The organism is Pseudoalteromonas sp. P1-7a (assembly GCF_001401855.1).
GTDB lineage: Bacteria > Pseudomonadota > Gammaproteobacteria > Enterobacterales > Alteromonadaceae > Pseudoalteromonas.
This window is the reverse complement of sequence record NZ_LKDU01000025.1, coordinates 12,603-34,809: the sequence shown is the minus strand read 5'-3', so window position 1 is coordinate 34,809 and position 22,207 is coordinate 12,603. Positions and strand designations below refer to the sequence as shown.

Genomic DNA, 22,207 nt, shown 5'->3' with positions numbered 1-22,207 from the left:
TTATTACGATCCACATTCTTTTAGTCGCTCCAGGCTATTAATTCGCCTTTTTGCATAAAAGCAGACCATTTTGCTTTAAATTTAATCCATAAATATCAAGCCAGCGCACAAAAAATGTAATAAACACGGTGTTTACAGCGCAATTATGATTGACTTTAAAGTGCTTAATCTATAATATCTCGCGCTCGCAATGGCACCTGTGCCAGGATCGCGACCTGCATAGGATGTTTTAACTTTAACCGATCGGATGAGATTGTTATGAAAAGAACTTTTCAACCTAGCGTTTTAAAACGCAAACGTGCTCACGGCTTCCGTGCTCGCATGGCAACTGTAAATGGCCGTAAAGTATTAGCACGTCGCCGCGCTAAAGGCCGCAAAGTACTTTCTGCTTAATATATAAGTGGAAGACTTTAGCTTTGGCAGGGAGTTACGTCTGTTAACTCCCTCGCATTACTCTCGCATATTTAATGAACCCGCTCGGGCTGCAACTCCTTTATTTACTCTTTTAGCTAAACCTAATGACCAAGATAAACCTAGGTTAGGACTTACTGTTGCTAAAAAACGTGTAAAAAAGGCATGCCAACGTAACCGTATTAAACGACTCGCTCGCGAAAGTTTTCGTTTAAATCAACACACCATCGATAATATTGATATTGTGCTTATGGTAAAAAATGGTATTGATGAGCAGTCTAACGAAGAAATAACCAAACAACTTACAAAATTGTGGCGCAAAATTAATGAACGCTGCAAACCGGGTGCACCTAAGCCACCACCCTTTAAAAAACGCCCAAACAAATCAGCTAAATCTAATAAACAAACCCGATAGCAATAGAATTGCAGGGTTAATTAGGGTATCTTTAGCTCACCTTTTAATCATGCGTTTAAAATCTTTAATTGAGCTTTTAAATACATGGTATCTATTCACTAAATATTCGCAGGGGCATAAACACCATGAGGTTACTTAAACCACTTGTTGCTATACCAAAGCGCTGTTTAGTGTTATTTATCCGCGGTTATCAAATGTGGATAAGCCCACTACTAGGCCCGCATTGTCGTTTTAATCCAAGCTGCTCCCATTATGCTATTCAAGCAATTAATTTGCATGGATTTGTAAAAGGGAGTTGGTTAGCACTTAAACGCATATTAAAATGCCATCCTTTACATTCAGGCGGAGAAGACCCCGTTCCTGAAAAATTAACCCGTATTAACCACCAACACGAGAAATAAGAGCTGTTATGGAATCGCAACGCACGTTTTTATTAATCGGTTTAATGTTAGTGTCGTTTTTATTATTTCAAGAATGGAATAACGATTACAACACGCCTAAAGCCGATCCAAGTGCCACTACACAAACACTAAACACAACGTCACCAGAGTCTGATGATTATATACCGTCATCGTCAGATTCAGGTTTACCTGCTTCGGCTACTGCTGCTAAGCGCTCAGTTATAGAAATAACAACTGACGTTTTCACAGTAAAAATCGACACCAAAGGCGGTGACATTGTTGAAACAGACTTACTCCAGTACGAAGATACTAAAGGCAGCGATATACCTTATATGCTACTTGGTGAGTTTGAGGGCAAACAATACTTTTCACAAAGCGGTCTAATTGGTTTAAATGGCCCAGATGCATCAGCAAATGGTCGTCCTACTTACCAAGCAACGCAACAAGCTTACACGCTAAATGGTGATGAGTTACGTGTACCGCTTACCTATGTTGATAGTAACGGCGTAAGTTTTACTAAAACATATGTATTCAAAAAAGGTCAGTACGATGTAGACCTAGAGTACACAGTAAACAACACGACAAGTGCGCCAGTACAAGTACAGCTATACACGCAAATTAAGCGTACCGTACAAGAAAAAGGCAGTTTAGTAGATCAAAACTACTTAGGTGCTGCTTACGGTACTGATGAAGAGTCGTACGAAAAATACAGCTTTTCAGATATGGCTGACAAAAACCTAAATAAAAATACCCAAGGCGGTTACGTAGCATTTATTCAGCATTACTTTGTAAGTGCATGGGTACCTAAGCAAGACGAAACACACACGCTTTATAGTTTAATTACTAAAAGTAATGCTGCGATTATTGGTACAAAAGCAGCGCCTGTAAATGTACAAGCCGGCAGTGAGCAAACACTCAGTGCGACCTACTACATGGGCCCTAAAGAGTCTGACTTATTAGAAGCGCTTCATCCAGATTTAGACCTTACTGTAGATTACGGTTGGTTATGGTTTATTTCGCAGCCTTTATTTGTACTTCTTAAATGGTTACACAGCATTTTAGGTAACTGGGGTGTTGCTATTATTGCCATCACAATTATCGTCAAAACGTTAATGTACCCGCTTACTAAAGCGCAATATACATCAATGGCTAAAATGCGTGCCCTTCAGCCTAAAATGGCAGCCCTTAAAGAAAAATATGGTGATGACCGTCAAAAGTTCGGCCAAGCTACTATGGAGATGTACCGCAAAGAAAAAGTTAACCCTATGGGTGGCTGTTTCCCTATTTTGCTACAAATGCCTATTTTCTTAGCGCTATTTTACGTATTCTTAGAATCGACAGAACTACGTCATGCTGAATTTGTACTTTGGCTAACTGACCTTTCAACAAAAGACCCATACTACGTGTTACCAATATTGTTTGGTGCAAGTATGTTTGTAACGCAAAAGCTACAACCAATGACGGTTACCGATCCAATGCAGCAAAAAATGATGACCTTTATGCCGGTTATCTTCTCTGTATTCTTCTTATGGTTCCCATCTGGTTTAGTACTTTACTGGTTAGTGTCTAACTTAATTTCTATTGTCCAGATGCTTATCATCTACCGTGGCATGGAAAAGAAAGGAATAAAAGTAAGAGGCTAATTGCCTATACCCAAGCCACATCAAGATGGTTTGGGTATATTACTTATATAAAGGCGACTTAGGTCGCCTTTTTTATTGCCTGTTTTTTATAACTGCGATTCGCTACAAATAAATGCATAGGTTACAATAGCGCCATTAAAGTTACTCTCGTTGGCAAATTAATAGCATGATCAATCAAGACACAATTGCAGCACAAGCTACCGCTCCTGGGCGTGGTGGCGTAGGTATAATTCGAGTTTCTGGCAGCCTTGCTAAAAGCGTAGCCGAAAAAATAATAGGTAAAGTACCTAAGCTTCGCTATGCCGACTACGTTCCTTTTAAAAGTTTAAGTGGTGAGCAACTTGACCAAGGTATTGCTATTTATTTTGCAGGCCCAAACTCATTTACCGGCGAAGACATACTTGAACTGCAAGGTCACGGCGGCCCCGTTGTACTGGACATGCTATTAAAAGAAATTAGCCAAATAGAGGGCGTTCGTTTAGCAAAGCCTGGTGAGTTTTCTGAACGCGCCTTTATGAACGATAAGCTAGATTTAACCCAAGCAGAGGCTATTAGCGATTTAATTAATGCAACCTCTGAGCAAGCTGCTAAAAGTGCCCTACAATCGCTACAAGGTGAGTTTTCTAAACATATAGAAACCCTAGTAGAGAAAGTTATTCATTTACGTATGTATGTAGAGGCTGCCATTGACTTCCCTGACGAGGAAATTGACTTTTTATCCGATGGCAAAGTATCGGGTGATTTAGATGCCATCATCAGTCAATTAAACACAGTAACAAGCCAGGCTAAGCAAGGCAGTATTATGCGCGAAGGTATGCGTGTTGTTATTGCTGGGCGCCCTAATGCAGGTAAATCAAGCCTACTTAATGCCCTAGCAGGACGCGAAGCCGCCATAGTAACCGAAATAGCTGGTACTACTCGCGACGTACTACGGGAGCACATCCATATTGATGGCATGCCACTGCATATTATCGATACCGCAGGCCTACGTGAAAGCCCAGACCGTGTTGAACAAATAGGTATAGAGCGCGCGTGGGATGAAATAAACCAAGCTGACCGCGTGTTGTTTATGCTTGATGGCACCGACACCACCGACACCGATCCACACGCTATATGGCCTGAATTTATGGCAAAATTACCGCAAGGTATGGGTGTTACTGTTATCAGAAATAAAGCCGATTTATCGGGCGATGCAGTAGGTATGGATGAAAACCAACAATACCCTGTAATTAGTTTAAGCGCTAAAAATGCACAAGGTATTGAACTTGTTCGCGACCACTTAAAAGCTTGTATTGGTTTTCAGGGCGCTACAGAAGGTGGCTTTATGGCACGCCGTCGCCACTTAGATGCACTTGAACATGCGGCCTATCACTTAGATACTGGTAAAACACAGTTAGAAATGCACGTAGCCGGCGAAATATTAGCCGAAGAGCTACGCTTAACGCAGCAGTACTTAAACGAAATAACCGGTGAATTTACCTCAGACGACCTACTAGGCAAAATATTTAGCTCGTTCTGTATTGGTAAATAACAAGGTAAACTAAAGGAAACAAACATCCAACTTAAGTTAAAAAACCTAATTTATTCATACATTTAATTACTTTTTTGTATTTCTCTAGCTTCCTTTAGTTTCATAATATGGGCCTCGAATGGCCCACCGACCTCTTTGTTGTGGGCCACTATTGGTCCACCAAAGAGGAAGTTATTATGAAACTAACCATCGAGAAAAAATCAGCTGATAGCACAGGCCGCCAACAACTACTATTAACCAGAAATTATGGTTCTTACCTTAACGAAAACGGCAAACGAGTTAAACGCCGTAAAAGACAATCAATGGACTTGTTCATTTATGCCAATCCTAAAGACAAGTTCCAACGTGACCACAATAAAAAGACCTTAGATATTTCAGAAAAGATAAGAGCGCAAGCGATTGTCGATTTAGCTAACAACAAGCACCACTTTGAAGACTCAGAAAAACAGCAAGAAAGCTTTTATAGCTACATGCAGCAAATTATTAATGACAAAGAGCACACTGATAGCCCATCAAACGTATCATTGTGGGAATCATCGTTAATGCATCTAAAGAGATATTGTGAGGGTAACCCTTTATCCTTTGCTGACTTCGATGCTGATGTATTACTTGGGTTCAGAACATACCTAATAAAACATGCACGAACAAAATCAGATAAGCTACTTTCTTCAAATACTACATCATGCTATTTCAATAAAGTGAGAGCGGCTTTAAACAAAGCATTTCACGAAGGCATTATTCGCCGAAATCCTGTAAACGAAGTAAAAAGCATCAAGATAGAACAAAACCCTCGTAATTACTTAGAAGAGGAAGAAGTAACTGCACTTTATAAAACAGAGTGCCGGTATGATGTACTGAAGCGAGCATTCTTATTCGGATGCCTCACAGGCATGCGCTGGAGCGATATTCAAAAGTTAACGTGGGGCAAACTCACAATGATCGATCCACGAGCAACTTTTAATCACATTAAAACAGGGCAACTTCAGTACTTATACCTTCCATCTGATGCCACTATGCTCTTAGATTCACCAGGAGAAGCCCATGAACGTGTATTTAAAGGCTTAAGATACTCAAGCTATACAAATGTTGCACTAACACAGTGGATGCTCAGAGCGGGGATTACAAAGCACATTACCTTTCACTGTGCGAGACACACATTTGCTGTACGTATGCTAACTAATGATGTTGATATTTATACCGTATCAAAGTTGCTTGGTCATTCAGAATTAAAAACGACACAAATCTATACAGACATCATAGATCGTAAGCGAAAAGAGGCGATGACCACCTTACCTAGCCTATTTCAATAAAGGATATTAGGTTGGGAAATATGGGAAACTGGGAAAGTATAATAAAAACAAACAAATATAATATTATTTACCTTCCCTCTTTCCCATTTTTTATTTGAAAAGCCAGTTGTATCCAGGAGGTGTGAAAGCGTCGAGTGCTTGCCACTCAGAGCGCCGCATACCTCTTGGATAACCTTCACTACGCAGAGAAAATCCAGTCAAGCAAGAAATCGCCCGAAGGGTTGCGAAGCAAGGGGGCCCCGCTTGCGGGGTTCCGATTTATTGCTTTACTGGATTTGAAAGGAGTGGTTTTTATACACTGCCTATTATCAAGACCATAATGCAAGGCTGTTACTCTTAAGCAATATGTATATGTATACAAGGGCCGATGTGGTAATTTAATTTTATTCTTAGGAACAGATATATAAATTAGTCTAACCGATAAGGATATTAAATAGTGTCACTACAAGTCATCCAACAACATATCTTAGAATTTTTAAATTCCAGAGATCCAGAAGTCCTTGCTATAAGTGGGGCTTGGGGAGTAGGTAAAACTTTTGCTTGGAATCAAGAGCTAGTCAACTGTAGGAATAATAAAACGTTAGCTTTTGATAAGTATTCATACGTCAGTTTATTTGGAGTCAACTCTTTAGAAGTATTGAAGACAACCCTATTCGAAAATCTTATTGATAGCTCTTTGATAGGATCAGACCCGAGCTTGAAATCGTTAAAGGATAATACTGTTAGTATGAGTAAGTCCCTCGGACAAAAAAGCATAAAGCAAATTAAAAACTTGCCATTTTTGAAAAATGCTTCTTCAGTACTCGATGCAATGTCTTATATGTACGTGTCCAACAGTTTAATCTGTATAGACGATCTTGAAAGGAAAGGTGATGCACTCAGCTCTAAAGATATTCTTGGCATAGTGTCTCAATTGAAAGAGCAAAAGAAGTGCAAGATTGTTCTCTTACTAAATGAAGCGAGTATTTCTGATAGCCCAGACTACAAAGAATTTAAGGAAAAAGTTATAGATAAGGAGATAACTTTTAATCCTACTCCGTCAGAATGTATCGACCTAATTATCCCTAATGAATTTGAGTGGATCGAAACAGTTCGTGAGTGTGCAGAAACCCTTAGCCTAACAAATATGCGAGTGATTTCTAAAGCATATTCTCTAATTTCAAAGTGCTTACAACATTGTGATAACTTAGAGCAAGAAATATCTAGGCAAATTTGTCACACTATCACCTTGTTCACTACGAGCTATTACTGCTCCAGTTCAAATAAACGCATACCGCCCATAGATTTTATTAAAGCCAATTCATTTATTAAATTGTCTACAGAAGAAACTGATGATCATAAAAAGTGGAGAGGTCTATTAGTTGCGTATCAATTCACCTATGTAGACGACTTAGATAAAGCACTATTCCAAATAGTTGAGTCTGGATTTATCGATGTTGAACCTTTTAAAGCCATAGCCAAACAAACCAATAAAAAGTTAATTGAATCTAATCAAGAGAATCTCTTTCGTGAAATCTGGAAAGAGTTTCACAACTCTTTTTGTGAAGAGGCGGACTTTGTTGAGCGTTTCATGGTAATTACAACAAATGCAATTAGCTCAATAAGTGCTGCTAACTTAAGTAGTTCTGTTCGGCTGCTGCGGGAGCTAGGGCAACAAAGTAAAGCTTCCGAACTGATAGATGTTTTTGTCTCAAAAAACCTAGAACTAGGACGTTTAAATTATCTCGATAAGTATGATGACTTTGGTCTTGAAATTGATAATGAACTAATCGAAAGTGTTACAGCAGCACTAAATAATTCCCCTAACTTGGAACCCACCAGAGAGTTCCTGATTAGAGTATGTACAAGTTATGATACTAGTGAAGAAGATAAGGCGAGAATGTCTCAAATCACGGAATCAGAGTTCTATGATTTCTTTAAAGAAGAAAGCGGAGAACCCTGGAGAAAATTATTAAAACAGTCATCTGGTGAACATGCTGAAGCAAATGCAAAGTCGGCTTTGAAGAAAATCGCCCAGGAGTCCAAGCTAAACGAAATAAAACTAAAAAGGCTTGGGTTAGATTAGGAAAGCACTACAATACGAGCAATAAAGTGAATGTCTGATTATCGCCTCTACCCGATGTAAGTGACCTTCAATGGCTATTTAGTAAAGAGATCTCAAACAAAGATTAGAAACATTCTTACTTCCTAAACCACCTCTAAAATTTTAACTTTATGGCTGATTTATAACGAGTCGTCCCTACTCGAAAGAGGTAGGGACGACTCGCAGAGTCGCCCATCGAGGCCACTGCTCATGATGCCTCGACACCAAATCCGCCTTGAAAAATTGCAGGGCCAAAAGAGGGATGGAGATTTGGGCGCGTCGAAAAGGTGTTGCAATCTCTGATCACTGTGATAGTTTTAATAATGAACCAGCTCGAAATGAGCACAAAGAAAAAGGGCGTACTCACTGCCCGCAACACGTTCCTGAGGAGCTGCATTCGCAGCATTAAGGGTCACACGACCACCCCACTATAAACAACACAAATATAAACCACAGTAGTTCGCGCTGTATTTCAACAGAAATCACACGGCTCAGCTTTGTTGCTTTAGACCAGTTAGCCTTTATGTCTTTCGACAATATGCTCGGTTACGCACCGTTCATATGGCTTTAAAACTTACCTATTTTGGCGTTTCGCCCCCTGGTCTTCGGTTTGGTGTTTTTCTCAATACTTTCAAAACTATTTTTTAAATTTATGAGGAACATGAAATGAGCCAATTAGGATATCGTCTTCACCAAATGGTGAACGACACACACCGCGAAAGTAGCTTTAGCACTAGAGCTACCCGAAGCAAAGTTTTAAACCTTGCAGCAACACAACTACTTAGCCATGGTTATAGATTAAGAGATCCATCAGGTCTTAAAACCAAACATATCAATCACCTTGTAACGCGTTGGCAAGATGAAGGTTTAGCACCCAAAACGATTAAAAACAGAATGGCAGCACTGCGTTGGATTGCCGAAAAAATAGGTAAACCTAATATCTGTTCTCGCAGCAATGATGATTACGGCATTCCCAGAGCTCGCAACAACCCTATTGGCAAGTCAAAAACGTTAGACATGGATAAGCATGCCAAGATCAAGAGTGACTTGATCAAGCTTTCCCTGCGTTTGCAGCAAGAGTTTGGGCTTAGAAAAGAGGAGTGTATGAAATTCAGCTTATCCTATGCTTTGATAAATGCTAACACTCTACAAATAAAAGGCTCATGGGCTAAGGGTGGCAAATACCGCAAAATTCCGATTTTAAAAGAATCTCAACAACAGCTTATTCGTGATATTGCCGCTGTTACTAAAGGCGCACTTATCGAACCTGACAAAAACTATAAGTCACAAATGGAACAGTACGACCGCGAAACAATTCGAGTTGGATTAAATAAAAATCACGGACTGCGTCATCATTACGCAAGGGAGCGTTATTTAGAGCTTACAGGCTGGAAATGCCCTGCCGACGGTGGCCCGCATAGAAAAGAGCTCTCGCCAACCGATTATGAGCACGATACCAAAGTCCGTGAGCAAATTAGCCAAGAGTTAGGTCATGAACGTTTGAAGATAACCTATGCATATTTAGGAAGTTAACAGCCCTTTATTAAATATATAGTTGCTTTTATTTAAGATTTTCGTTTCAAAGAATAAATTTGGCTTTCATTTGATTGGTAGCTATTAGAAAAAAAGTCGTTGATTTTATCTGTTATGCTTTGAGTCATTTTAGCCTAACATATTTATCTTTCGAGTTTACTGTGCTATCAATATATCAAAGGAGAAGGTGTTGTTTATTTGCGTGTCTGTATGTAAAATGCGCGCGCATTTACTTGTATCACGTTACTTTAGTATTTAGGAAAAGCCATGATAATCAAATATTTAGAAGAAGAAGAAACTAAAAATGTTTCTCCACAGGTTGTAAAAAACAACTCTTCTAAGGTTAAATGTTTGTACAGTGTTCGTAAGAAAAGGAAAGAAGAAGAAGCAAAAGCTAGAGTTTATAAAGCAGTTAACACTTTGAAATGGTAAATATTATTGTAATAATGATTCTTGCTAATCAATGAAGCAAGGATATTATTATGGCTCAAACAGCGGAAAAAATATCTGAGTTACCAACAGCTCAGAAAAATATTGATAAAAATAAAGAAACTCCCCTCTCAACCATCCAAAAAAGAAGATCTCAAGAACTAATTATTGGTTTATGCGGTTCTGTAGGTTCAGGTATTCGAGGCCTGAAGAGAACTTTAGAGAAACAACTCCAAGAATTTGGATATTATGTTGAGCATATCCGTCTAAGTGAACTTATTATCTCTGCTAATGAAAAACCTAGTGAATTAAGCGAGTTAACCGGTTTTCAAAGGTATAAAGCACTACAAGATGCTGGTGATGCATTAAGAAAAAAGCATCGTTCAAGTATCTTAGCTGAAATGGCAATACGTGAAATAACCTTCTCAAGAGAAAAAGAATTTGGAGGAAAAGAAGATACTGGAGGTGCTTTAAAAAACCAGCAAAAAGCTGCTTATATAATTGATCAGTTGAAGCATCCTGAGGAAATTCTTCTGTTGAAAGAGGCTTATCGTAATAACTTCTACCAACTTGGCATGTTGAGAACCGAAAATGAAAGACGCGCAAATTTAACTGAAGAGCGCATGAGTGAAAGCGAAGCTGGTGTCTTGATTGAGCGAGACAGAAAAGCTGTCGTATCTCATGGGCAACATGTAGAAAAGTGCTTACATAAATCAGACTACTTTATCAGAAACATAGATAACCAAGATGATATTAAAAGTTCTGTGACAAGGTTTATTAAACTTGTTCATGGAACTGACCACATAACCCCAACAAAAGATGAAGTAGGAATATATGCTGCGTATTCAGCATCTTTGCAGTCAGCATGTTTATCTCGACAAGTAGGAGCAGCAATAGCCGATAATGAAGGGAATATTTTATCGACAGGTTGCAATGATGTACCTAAATTTGGTGGCGGGCTTTATAATGCTGAAAGTAAAAATGATAGACGTTGCTTTAATCACGAAGGGCGCTGTTTTAATGATAAACACAAAGATCTTCTAAAATTAGAAATCGAGCAAATCTTAAAAAATCGAAATATCAAAGACTCAAGTGAAATAGCCAAGCAAATAATAGAAGAATCAAAGGCTAAATCATTGATTGAATATTCTAGAGCAATACATGCTGAAATGGACGCAATAACTTCTCTAGCAAGAAATGTGAACAATAGCACAGTAGGTAAGACCTTATACTGTACAACTTACCCATGCCATGTTTGTGCAAGACACATAGTTGCATCAGGAATAGAAAGGGTTGTTTACATAGAACCTTATGAAAAGAGTTTAGCAACGCAACTACATAGTGATTCTATTTACCATCCTGATAATAGAACTCAAGAGGGCAAAGTTCTAATTGAAAATTTTGAAGGTGTGTCACCATTCAGGTATTCAAAGTTTTTCAGCTTTAATCAAAAAAGGAAGGATCATGCAGGAGAAGTAATTGGTAGGTTTGTTTCAGGCTCTGGCCATGTTGATTATCAACACCTTGATAGTTATGGCGAGTATGAGCTCAAGATAATTCAAATGCTTGATGAAGAGCTTCCAGAAATAGAAGCCCCACAAGATTAAAGAAAGGGTGACAGATGTCACCTTTTTTATAACGACTTTCCTAAAAAATAACTATTCAATAAAAATATTATTGACGACTCTACAACCTATAAAAAAACTATTTGGATGAGATTGTAGAAAGATAGCTTTCTATTAAATGTGGTACCACCTCAGATAAAAAAGGACGCTAATACATAAAAGTTAAAGAAATTTTTTAATAAATTTTATGACTAAGCTGTCTTAATATACTGAATTTTGTATGTAATTTACTACTCTTCTTTTTAGCGTAAGACATATCCCATTGATTTAGCCCCATTACTCAACTTAACTGAAAGTAAGCTCAATTATAGTTCAAATTAGGCATGCCTAATTTTAGGAATCTAGTATGTGGAAAAAAGCGTTAAAAGTATCAGGTTTAGTGGCACTAGGTGTTGTTGATGTTTTGCTATCAGTTTCTGATGAAAATGACCAGCTAGATGAATTGGATGATGGTATGGGTAACATTATTGCTGATGGTGAAGAGATGACTCGCGCAGAAGCTGAAGACGTTAAAGCGCGTGGCGAGCTATACGATACTTACCTGTAAATTAGGCATGCCTAATTTGAAAGGGGAAATGATGACAAATAAAGAGCTTTGGCCATTTAAGCCTGTATACGATGAGCTGAAGATCCGCTTAGCTGGTATCGAGGATGAGTGTAAGCCATTAGGTTTAGAGGTTAATCTTCGCAATGAAACGGAAGAAGAGATGTTTATTGCTTTAACCACACAAAAAGCATTTGCATTTAATGTAATGAATGAACATGACGATATTTGGGATATTCAACTGGAGTCTTTTTCCGCATTTAAAAATCGTAGCGCTCAAATTTTCTTTCCTTTCACGGGCCTTAAGTAACTGGATTTTAGAGCTTTGCAATTGGGAAGGTAATATCTATTTAGGTAATACAAGACATTAGGGTGTTCTTATGACTGATTATGACTGGTTTCAAATGTGGGTATTAATGGTGCTGGCTATTCGCGCGACTCGCCACTTCGACAAACTAAAACATGATCTATTTGAAGCAATTAAAGAGGGGAAAATATAGCAATGGCTCCTTTACTAACAGGCTGCGCTTTAATTCTAGTAATAGTGATATTTTTTGCTGTTCTATTCCATTTTAAGGTTAAAAGATAATATTCAACCCTATAGTTAATGCTTTTTTGTTATCAAAATAAATTAGGCATGCCTAATTCTACCCTGCCAGAGCATACATTTTAGCCTTTAACGCCGTACCCAAAAAAAAACCACTTTCACTAACCCCCCCTTTTCTGGGAATTAAGACTTGCCTTCGTGATTGAATTGGTTTTGAGAAAACAACCGAAACCAATAGAAACTAGAAGGTAACTAATAACATGTATGAATTAAGAGATTCAGGTTTATTTTACACCCCGACAACTGATTCAGAATCGAGGTTCTTGTGTGGCCCAATTCAAGTACTTGGCATTTCAAGGGGAGATAATGGCACTAAGGACTATGGTTTGCTTGTTGAATGGAAAAACTTAGACGGTATTTGCATACGTAAGCTGATACCTCGACGTCGGATAATGAATGAAAAAAGTAACTTTGTAAAAGAGCTACTTTTGGATACAGGGCTTGTAATATCAAGCCGTAAAGGAGTTTGGGAGCCAATAATATCTTACCTCATTCAAGCAAGACCAAAGCAGAGATATAAAAGCTCGGCTCAAGCAGGCTGGCTTAATAATAGCTTTGTCACACCGAGCTGGTGCGTTAGCAATGGAGCTGAAAAAGTTATTTATTCAGGAAATAAAAGCAACGAATTCCTCAGTACTTCAGGTACTGTTTCGAGTTGGCAAAAAGAGGTAGGAAGCCTGTGTATTAATAACCCGATCTTAGCCTTCACTGTCTGTGTCGGGTTAAGCGCCCCACTGCTTCATTGGCTGAACTGGCCTAGCAGTGGTGTGCATTTATTTGGTAAATCGAAAATATCCAAAACAACCATACTAATTCTAGCAGCTAGCCTATATTCCGGTACTAACTTTTACTATACGTGGAGAGCAACAGAAAACGGGCTAGAAGCCACTGCTGTTGAGCATAATGACTTGCTCCTTTGCCTTGATGAGCTCCATCAGGCCCCGCCTGAAGTTGTCGACCAATCTATATACACCCTCGCAAATGGACTGTCTAAAATGCGCAGTAACAAAACCATTACTCAAGACGACATAAAAAACTGGCGTCTACTTTATTTAAGTACCGGAGAAATGGGGCTAGAGGAGAAATTGGCACCAATTCAAAAAGGAGTCAAAGCTGGGCAGGAAATTCGCTTTTTAGAAGTTCCAGTCCAGAGAAAGTATGGGGCCTATGATGAGCTGTACGGTCACAAAACGATGAATGACTTTTCTGACTCTATCTGGAAAGCAGTAAAAGAAAACCACGGAACGATCATGCCTAAATGGATTGAACACTTAAGTTCAATTGACGATCTTTCTGGCTTGTTAGCTTATCGAGTCCATGAACTTCGCGATAAGTGGCAAATAAGTAAAGACAATAATCATGGCAGCCAGGTACTTGAAGCAGCTAAACGTTTTGCACTGTTTGGGGTTGCTGGCGAAATAGCTATATCAGCAGGGTTAATGCCTTGGCCAAAAGGCTTTGGAGAGCATTCAGCGAAAGTAGCGTTTGACTCTTGGCTTGAGATGCGAGGCTCTTCCAATGACTCTGAGGATGAAAAGCTGCTTAAAGAAATACCTATCGCATTAAAACGCTGGCGCAACAAACTATTACCTGAAGGTCAGCCGCTGAATGATAACTATGGTTACGCATTAGATTTTGACGGCAAACAAGCATGGTTGTTAACACGCCAAGCATTTCTGGAAGGACTAAATATTAAGTACAAGCAGCAAATATCCCAAGCGGTAAAATTTATGGAAGAAAAATCTTGGATGGAAACGAGCGAAGGACGCGATACTTTCAAGCGTGTTGTGGATGGCGGGCCAAAGGGTGGCCGTTACTACAAAGTTATTCCACATCGCATAACCGAAGAACTCGCGCTAGATGAAGCGCTTTCGCGAGCCGCTTTCCCATGTTAGTGGATTGAATTTAAAACAGTTTCCCAATTTCCCGTTTTCCCAAGAGATTTAAGAGAGTAGACTATGAACGTGAGCAAAAATGAAAGACCAAGTAATGTTCAAAAGATGACTTTACTAGAAAAAGTACAGATAAAAAGTTATCTAAGCACAGTATCTAATCTTACCGTCGATGAATGTGTTATCTACACAGGGTTAGCAAAAAGCTATATTTATAAACTCACACATGAGGGGATCATCCCTCATTCAAAGCCCAATGGCAGAAGAATCATTTTTAATCGGTTAGAGCTTGATGAGTGGTTATTTAGTAATAAGGTTCAAAGTGGTGATGATCTGAGTGATTTCATCAAACACTCGGCAAAAGCACTTAATAGAAAAGCGTCTACAGGATATAGGTAGTAGCGTAGCCTTATTTCCAATAATATATACTCTGCCAATCAATAAAAATGGAATATTTAATATGTTCATAGCACCAAATTTCACTGCTAATCAATGGAAAAATTTAAAGTTAGAGCAAAACGAACAGGATTGGCAGAAAGCTATAGATATTTTCAAAAGTAGGATTGAATCAAGATACATAGAACCTGTCGAGAAGCTCCTAGAAATTGAAGATGAATTGAAGCCATCTGAGCGGAGATTTGGTTTTACAATATTAGCTATAAATCTATTACTAATGGAAACAATTCAAGCATTCAAAGATGGGTTAGAAACGACTGATGGTCAATCTAAAAAAGTTTTTAAAAACTTTCTGAAATCTAGCCCACACTTCTCACCTTACTTCACTACTGATAGCCAACGAGAAACATTTTATAAAGCTTTTAGGTGCGGTATTCTCCATCAAGGTGAAATTCAAAGCTCTGCTTTAGTTTGGTCGATAGGTGAGCTGTATGAACGTGCTGAAGGAATGGAAACATTAAATAGAAACGCTGTTCATAAGGCAATAAAATCTGATTTGGAAGACTATATCAATGGGTTAAGAAATCCGGCTTCAGAAAGCTTGAGAGCAAAATTCAGAAAAAAAATGGATTTCTTGGCAAACCGCCAAGAACAGGTAGTTAACTAACCTGCAAAAAAAAGCTTACTTTCTTTAAGTTTACTTGCACGATATTTTCTAATGCGAAAGTGGGCCACCACAGACCCACCAATAAAATATAAACCCACTGTTTTTATTGATTTTTTCACTTATTGTATTGGTAAATAAGTCACTAAATCAGCGTAAAATAACACTTACTTTAGGGCACATTTGTGCCCTTTTTTATACCCAGTATAGAAATTTAAAAAGCTAAAAAAGGGCTAAAGTTAAATAAAAACGCGCCTAATTTTAGCGTTTACAACTCACCTATTTAATCTCTCATAATACAAAAAAACACCAGGTAAAGCATATAATTGGCGCTCTATATAGCTAAAAAAAAGTGCTGATATGGCGCTAAACGCTAAGCTTAAGTAGATCATTTTAGCTAAAGTTAGTGAGTTTATTAGCAAAAGTAACCGCTACTATTAATGCCCACGCTCCCATTTTTAATTGATCCACCAGCCAAACTCCTCGCCTAACATAAAAAATTAACGGAACTAATTAAAAATATTATCCACAATCGCCTACTTTATGGCTAATAAGTCAAAAATAGCGGCCCATTTATACGCTTAAACAGTCACGATCCATATAAAAGCGTGGTTTATTACACTTAATTTCACTTTTTTAAGGCTGATCAGCTTAAAGAGATCGTTATTTAAAAATAATTTTTTGATCGCTTTTTGAGTTATCAACAAGATTACTATCCACATTATGATCAACCACAGGCTAGCTATATAAATTCATGCGCTGGTGGACTCACGTATAATAAAAAATCAATAACTTAGCTATATTTAGATCGTCTAAAAGCAGTAGTTAAGCAGAACTTTCCCCAACCTTATCAACAACTTGATCAGAAGATTACATTTAAATAGTTTTTGTTAACTCATTTAAATTCAATAGCTTATATATTGAATTTCAACAAAGAGTAAAAACAACTCAAAAATAGTTATACAAAATTACAAAGGTTTTCTTTACTGCAAGCCTAACTCAGTTATCATAGCGGGCAAATAAGTAATGTGTGATCAGTTTAAATATGAGTTCTGTAAATATAATCGTGGGTAGTCAAATGGGATCTGCAGAATATGTAGCAGAACAACTATGTGATGAGTTAAATAACCAAGGTATAAGTGCTGAACTACATGATCAACCTAATTTATCTGATATTGATCAACACAATACAATATGGCTTATATGCACATCGACCTATGGCGCGGGCGATTACCCCGACAACCTTTTACCCTTTATTGAGCAGCTAAATCAGCAAAGTGACTTGTCAGCAATTAAATACTCAGTCATTGGCTTAGGTGATACTAGCTACGACACCTATAACCTTGCTGGGCGCAATATAAATAGTTTAATGGCCAGCAAAGGCGCAAAATGCATAGCGCCAAGGCTTGAATTAAATATTCTTGATGAGGCATTACCCGAAGATACCGCGCTTGAGTGGTTAGACTCGTGGATAGAGAAAACACAATTAAAGTAATGTGATCGGTTAAAATGCATAAACAAAGTTACCCACAATTTACTAATAATTTAATAGATTTTGTGGATAACCGCTGATCAAACTGCATTTTTAAGCATGCTTATCCATGGGATAAGATCCAATCGATATTGGGCTGTGTATAAACCCCCTTTTTGATCAGAGCTTATTTGCCTGATGATCCGATCATATTAACACCTTTAGATCTGATCTAATTTTATGTTTTAAATGAATAAATAGAGCTTATCAACAGAAAACCCGATCACTAGTAGTAATAGTATTAAAAGATCTCTTTAAAAGATCCTTTATATTATAAGTGATCAGTGACTTAGATCTTGGCCACTGTTTAATCATTTATCTTCTGCTAATTTCTAGGTAGAATACGCTCCCTTTTGAAGTTTACTGGTTTGATTAAGTAGGATCCCATTAATGATTTTTCACGAAAAGTTTGACGTTATCGTAGTAGGTGGTGGACATGCAGGCACTGAAGCCTCATTGGCTGCTGCACGTATGGGGATGAATACCCTGCTGCTAACTCATAATATGGATACACTTGGTCAAATGTCTTGCAACCCTGCAATTGGTGGCATAGGCAAAGGCCATTTGGTTAAAGAAATTGATGCCCTTGGCGGTGCTATGGCACAAGCTATTGATAAAGGCGGTATTCAATTTCGTACCTTAAATTCTTCAAAAGGACCTGCTGTTCGCGCAACTCGAGCACAAGCTGATCGTGCTTTATACAAAGCAGCAATTCAAAACACCTTACAAAACCAAGAAAACCTAAAAATATTTCAGCAATCGTGTGATGATCTTATTGTTGAAAATAACAAAGTTATTGGTGTAGTAACCCAAATGGGATTACGTTTTAGCGCACCAAGCGTTGTATTAACTGTAGGTACTTTCCTTGGTGGACAAATACATATTGGTTTGGAGAATTTTAAAGGTGGACGTGCAGGCGATCCCCCTTCAATTGCACTTGCTGATCGTTTACGTGAATTACCGTTTAGAGTAGACCGTTTAAAAACCGGTACTCCACCACGTATTGATGCCCGTACAGTTGATTTTAGCAAGATGCAAGAGCAACCAGGTGATGCACCTACACCGGTATTTTCGTTTATTGGTAAACAAAGCGATCACCCACAGCAAATACCGTGTTATATCACCTACACTAATGAAAAGACCCATGAGGTTATTCGTAACAATTTACATCGCTCGCCTATGTACTCTGGCGTAATTGAAGGCATTGGACCACGTTACTGCCCTTCAATAGAAGATAAAATTGTGCGCTTTGCTGATAAAGACAAACATCAAATATTTGTAGAGCCAGAAGGATTAACTTCTTATGAGCTTTACCCTAACGGTATTTCAACCAGCTTACCGTTTGATGTGCAGTTACAAATTGTGCAGTCGATAGATGGTTTTGAAAACGCACATATTTGTCGTCCTGGTTATGCTATTGAATACGACTTCTTTGACCCACGTGATTTAAAGCAGTCACTAGAAACTAAATTTATAGACGGATTATTCTTTGCAGGCCAAATAAATGGCACTACTGGTTACGAAGAAGCCGGTGCACAAGGTTTAATTGCCGGCATGAACGCCGCTTTACAAGTGCAAGGCAAAGACGCGTGGACTCCACGTCGTGATGAAGCCTATGTGGGCGTACTTATTGACGACTTAGCAACGCTTGGTACAAAAGAACCGTACCGCATGTTTACTAGCCGTGCAGAATACCGTTTATTACTGCGTGAAGATAACGCTGATATTCGCTTAACAGAAAAAGGCCGTGAACTTGGTTTAGTTAACGATGAGCGCTGGCAGGCATTTAATGAAAAAATGGAAGTGATCGAAAAAGAGAAACAGCGTATTAAAGAAACCTGGATCCATAAAGATCATGCTGTGGTTAATCAAGTAAACGCCTTATTAAAAACACCGCTTACTCGTGAAGCAAGTTTAGAGGATCTACTTCGCCGTCCAGAAATTCGTTACGACGATTTAATGGCTATTGATGGATTAGGATCTGAGTTTACAAACCAAGCTGCACTTGAACAAGTTGAGATCCACACTAAATACGCAGGTTACATTGCGCGCCAGCAAGATGAGATCAATAAACAACTTCGCCATGAAGAAACCATTTTGCCTAAAGAGTTCGATTACTCAACGGTATCGGGTTTATCAAACGAGGTTGTTGCTAAGTTAACAGATGCGCGTCCAGACACTATTGGCCAAGCTTCTCGTATTTCTGGTATCACCCCAGCGGCGATTTCGCTATTATTAGTGTATCTGAAGAAGCAAGGCTTATTACGCAAAACTGCGTAACGGTAAAGGTAAACTGTGTTACAGCAACAATTATCAACATTGTTAGCGCAAACTGATATTGCGCTAACCGAAAAACAACAACAGCAATTAGTTAAATACGTTGAGTTACTAAACAAATGGAACAAAGCGTATAATTTAACGTCTGTGCGCTTACCAGAAGAAATGATGATTAAGCACATTATGGACAGCTTAGTTGTTGCACCTCATTTACCCGGTCATCATTATATTGATGTAGGCACAGGTCCTGGCTTACCGGGTATTGTGTTAGCTATTGCACTACCTGATACGCAATTTGTGTTGCTTGATAGTTTAGGCAAGCGTGTTCGCTTTTTAATGCAAGTTAAACATGAGCTTGGGCTAAATAATGTCACCCCAGTGCAGTCAAGAGTTGAAGAATATCAACCAAGTGTTAAATTAGATGGCGTACTCAGTCGTGCGTTTGCTTCACTGCAAGATATGGTTGATTGGTGTTCACACTTAATTGATCACTCAGGCAAATTTATTGCACTAAAAGGTGTGTTCCCTAGTGAAGAGCTAGAGTCGCTACCTGAGGGTGTAAAATTTGAAGAGAAAATCTCACTAGTAGTGCCTGAGCTTGATGCACAACGACATTTAATTATTCTTTCTAAAGACTAGGGATCAGAGACATAGTGGCAAAAGTCATCGCATTAGCAAATCAAAAAGGCGGCGTTGGTAAAACAACAACGGCTGTTAATCTCGCTGCATCTATGGCTGCAACGAAGCGTAAAGTGCTGTTAATAGATCTCGACCCCCAAGGTAACGCTACAATGGGTAGCGGTGTAGACAAGTATGGCGATGTAGCCACCATTTACGATTTACTCATTGAAGAAAAGCCAATGGATGAAGTGATAATCACTGAAACCTCGGGTGAGTATCATATGATAGCGGCCAACGGCGATGTGACCGCAGCCGAAGTAAAATTAATGGAATTGTTTGCACGCGAAGTTCGCCTTCGTAATGCGCTTGAAAAAATACAAGATAAATACGAATTTATTTTTATCGACTGCCCGCCTTCACTAAATATGTTAACAGTAAACGCCATGGCTGCTGCTGATTCTATTTTAGTACCAATGCAATGTGAATATTACGCGCTTGAAGGGTTAACCGCATTAATGGACACTATTACGCAACTTGCTAAGTTAGTTAACCCTAACTTACAAATCGAAGGCATTCTTCGTACTATGTACGATCCGCGTAATCGATTAGCAAATGACGTATCAGAACAATTAAAACAACATTTTGGCGATAAAGTATACCGCACCGTAATCCCACGTAATGTGCGTCTTGCCGAGGCACCGAGTTTTGGTGCACCAGCAATGTACTACGACCGCGCATCAAGTGGTGCAAAAGCCTACTTAGCACTTGCGGGCGAAATGCTACGCAGAAAAGAAAAAACAGCGCCGGTAGTCGCCTAACTTTAAGGTAAAAAAATAACATGTCTGCTAAAAAACGAGGTTTAGGCCGAGGACTCGATGCCCTTTTAAGTTCATCAAAACCAGCGCCAAGCTCAAGCAAGGAACAAGACACAGTCAATGTGACTGAAACTGTACAAGCTGTTGCTCAGCCTATTACGAATGAATTGCAAAATTTGCCTATCGAGTTTTTGCATTCAGGAAAATACCAGCCTCGTAAAGATATGTCTGAAGAAGCGCTAGAGGAGCTCGCAAGCTCTATTCGCTCACAAGGCATTATTCAACCAATTGTTGTACGCCCTGTTGCAGAAAATAGCTTTGAAATCATTGCTGGTGAGCGTCGTTGGCGTGCTGCGCAAATAGCAAAACTTGAAAGCGTACCTTGTATTGTAAAAGAAGTGCCAGATGAAGCTGCCGTTGCCATTGCGCTAATAGAAAACATTCAGCGTGAAGATTTAAACGCAATGGAAGAAGCGATTGCGTTAAACCGATTATTAAATGAATTTGAATTAACGCATCAGCAAGTTGCCGATGCAGTGGGTAAATCGCGCACTACCGTGACTAATTTACTACGATTAAACAATTTAAATAGCGATGTTAAAATTTTGTTAGAGCATGGCGACATAGAAATGGGTCACGCACGTTGTTTATTAGCACTTGAAGGTGAAGCGCAATCTGACGCTGCACGATTAGCTGTTGCTAAAGCTCTGACTGTTCGCGAAACAGAAAAATTAGTACGCTCAATTTTAGAGCCGGTAGTCGCGAAAGAGGCACCTGAAAAAGACCCAGATGTTAAGCGTTTAGAGCAAAAATTAGCCGACAACTTAGGGGCTAAAGTAGAAATAAATTACAATGCGAAAGGTAAAGGTAAATTGGTTATTTCTTACACCAACTTAGATGAGCTTGATGGCATTTTAAATCGTATAAATCACAGCAATACCGACCATTAAAATTTTACATGTCCAATAAGAGACATTTGTAGCTATTTTGTGTTACAAAGCGTCTACTCAAGTTGCAAAACTGGTAGGATTAAGTATAATTTCGCCAGTTTTCACACCCTAACAATTAGAACGCCATAAAGGTTAACTAAACGTGACTAATAAGTTAGCAAGACCTTATAGGCTTGCCGCATTTAAATTAATTTGTCTTCAGGGTATCGTAGCACTTGTAGCTGCAGTAATTATTTTTGTTGGTTGGGGAGTTAACGCCAGTACATCAGCACTTGCTGGTAGCAGCGTTGCAATACTTCCTCACCTAGTATTTGCGCTTTATGCATTCAGATATATGGGTGCAAGCAAAGCAAATCAAGCGTATACCTCGTTAAAACGCGGTAACGGATTAAAATTTATGCTAACAATCGTATTGTTTGCACTGATACTCAAGTCAACCACGGTCGTTTTAGTGCCGTTTTTTTGTGTTTATGTATTGGTGCTCTTTAGTGGATTGTTCGCGCCCGTTTTTTTTAAACATTAACTTTGG

21 protein-coding genes are annotated in these 22,207 nt (G+C 38.8%); all 21 read left to right on the top strand.

The features are described from left to right. Positions 1–258: 258 nt before the first annotated feature. On the top strand, positions 259–393 hold the full coding sequence (gene rpmH, locus AN389_RS14625; protein WP_004335215.1) for a 50S ribosomal protein L34: 135 nt from the start codon (positions 259–261) through the stop codon (positions 391–393). Positions 394–400: 7 nt separating this feature from the next. Beyond that, a complete protein-coding gene (gene rnpA, locus AN389_RS14620) occupies positions 401–826 on the top strand; it encodes a ribonuclease P protein component (RefSeq protein ID WP_082422755.1) in 426 nt (141 codons plus the stop codon). 125 nt (positions 827–951) lie between these two features. Beyond that, positions 952–1,227, top strand: coding sequence for a membrane protein insertion efficiency factor YidD (yidD, locus tag AN389_RS14615; RefSeq protein WP_004588061.1), 276 nt, complete (start codon positions 952–954; stop codon positions 1,225–1,227). 8 nt (positions 1,228–1,235) lie between these two features. Next, positions 1,236–2,870 (top strand): membrane protein insertase YidC, encoded by a 1,635-nt coding sequence (gene yidC / locus AN389_RS14610; protein ID WP_055016207.1) that lies wholly within the window; start codon positions 1,236–1,238, stop codon positions 2,868–2,870. Between the two features lie 166 nt (positions 2,871–3,036). After that, positions 3,037–4,401 carry a tRNA uridine-5-carboxymethylaminomethyl(34) synthesis GTPase MnmE gene (gene mnmE, locus AN389_RS14605; protein WP_055020132.1) on the top strand — a complete coding sequence of 455 codons (1,365 nt, stop codon included), beginning with the start codon at positions 3,037–3,039 and terminating at the stop codon, positions 4,399–4,401. Positions 4,402–4,577: 176 nt separating this feature from the next. Then, a complete protein-coding gene (locus AN389_RS14600) occupies positions 4,578–5,711 on the top strand; it encodes a site-specific integrase (protein ID WP_055020131.1) in 1,134 nt (377 codons plus the stop codon). A gap of 436 nt (positions 5,712–6,147) precedes the next feature. Then, complete coding sequence (locus tag AN389_RS14595; RefSeq protein ID WP_055020130.1) at positions 6,148–7,776, top strand: hypothetical protein; 1,629 nt, start codon at positions 6,148–6,150, stop codon at positions 7,774–7,776. Positions 7,777–8,460: 684 nt separating this feature from the next. Then, positions 8,461–9,327, top strand: coding sequence for a phage integrase N-terminal domain-containing protein (locus AN389_RS14590; RefSeq protein WP_055020129.1), 867 nt, complete (start codon positions 8,461–8,463; stop codon positions 9,325–9,327). A gap of 267 nt (positions 9,328–9,594) precedes the next feature. Next, positions 9,595–9,759, top strand: coding sequence for a hypothetical protein (locus AN389_RS20400; RefSeq protein WP_160318635.1), 165 nt, complete (start codon positions 9,595–9,597; stop codon positions 9,757–9,759). 50 nt (positions 9,760–9,809) lie between these two features. Beyond that, positions 9,810–11,363 (top strand): anti-phage dCTP deaminase, encoded by a 1,554-nt coding sequence (locus AN389_RS14585; protein ID WP_055020128.1) that lies wholly within the window; start codon positions 9,810–9,812, stop codon positions 11,361–11,363. A 364-nt stretch (positions 11,364–11,727) separates the two neighbouring features. Then, a complete protein-coding gene (locus AN389_RS14580) occupies positions 11,728–11,928 on the top strand; it encodes a hypothetical protein (protein WP_055020127.1) in 201 nt (66 codons plus the stop codon). Positions 11,929–11,959: 31 nt separating this feature from the next. Next, positions 11,960–12,235, top strand: a complete 276-nt coding sequence (locus AN389_RS14575) for a hypothetical protein (RefSeq protein ID WP_235575983.1) — start codon at positions 11,960–11,962, stop codon at positions 12,233–12,235. Between the two features lie 497 nt (positions 12,236–12,732). Next, entirely contained in the window at positions 12,733–14,427 is a 1,695-nt protein-coding gene (locus AN389_RS14570) for a DUF927 domain-containing protein (RefSeq protein ID WP_055020126.1), read from the top strand. A gap of 63 nt (positions 14,428–14,490) precedes the next feature. Beyond that, the gene (locus AN389_RS14565) at positions 14,491–14,823 is read left to right on the top strand and encodes an excisionase family DNA-binding protein (RefSeq protein ID WP_055020125.1); all 333 of its coding nucleotides are present in this window, start codon (positions 14,491–14,493) and stop codon (positions 14,821–14,823) included. Positions 14,824–14,884: 61 nt separating this feature from the next. Then, positions 14,885–15,487, top strand: a complete 603-nt coding sequence (locus AN389_RS14560) for a hypothetical protein (RefSeq protein ID WP_055020124.1) — start codon at positions 14,885–14,887, stop codon at positions 15,485–15,487. Positions 15,488–16,529: 1,042 nt separating this feature from the next. Continuing rightward, positions 16,530–16,979, top strand: coding sequence for an FMN-binding protein MioC (gene mioC, locus AN389_RS14555; protein WP_055016211.1), 450 nt, complete (start codon positions 16,530–16,532; stop codon positions 16,977–16,979). Between the two features lie 426 nt (positions 16,980–17,405). Continuing rightward, positions 17,406–19,295, top strand: coding sequence for a tRNA uridine-5-carboxymethylaminomethyl(34) synthesis enzyme MnmG (mnmG, locus tag AN389_RS14550; RefSeq protein WP_055020123.1), 1,890 nt, complete (start codon positions 17,406–17,408; stop codon positions 19,293–19,295). A gap of 15 nt (positions 19,296–19,310) precedes the next feature. Next, on the top strand, positions 19,311–19,931 hold the full coding sequence (gene rsmG, locus AN389_RS14545; protein WP_055016213.1) for a 16S rRNA (guanine(527)-N(7))-methyltransferase RsmG: 621 nt from the start codon (positions 19,311–19,313) through the stop codon (positions 19,929–19,931). 14 nt (positions 19,932–19,945) lie between these two features. Beyond that, positions 19,946–20,731 (top strand): ParA family protein, encoded by a 786-nt coding sequence (locus AN389_RS14540; protein ID WP_004588067.1) that lies wholly within the window; start codon positions 19,946–19,948, stop codon positions 20,729–20,731. 20 nt (positions 20,732–20,751) lie between these two features. Then, entirely contained in the window at positions 20,752–21,678 is a 927-nt protein-coding gene (locus AN389_RS14535) for a ParB/RepB/Spo0J family partition protein (protein WP_055016214.1), read from the top strand. Between the two features lie 142 nt (positions 21,679–21,820). After that, complete coding sequence (locus AN389_RS14530) at positions 21,821–22,201, top strand: ATP synthase subunit I (RefSeq protein WP_055016215.1); 381 nt, start codon at positions 21,821–21,823, stop codon at positions 22,199–22,201. Positions 22,202–22,207: the final 6 nt, after the last annotated feature.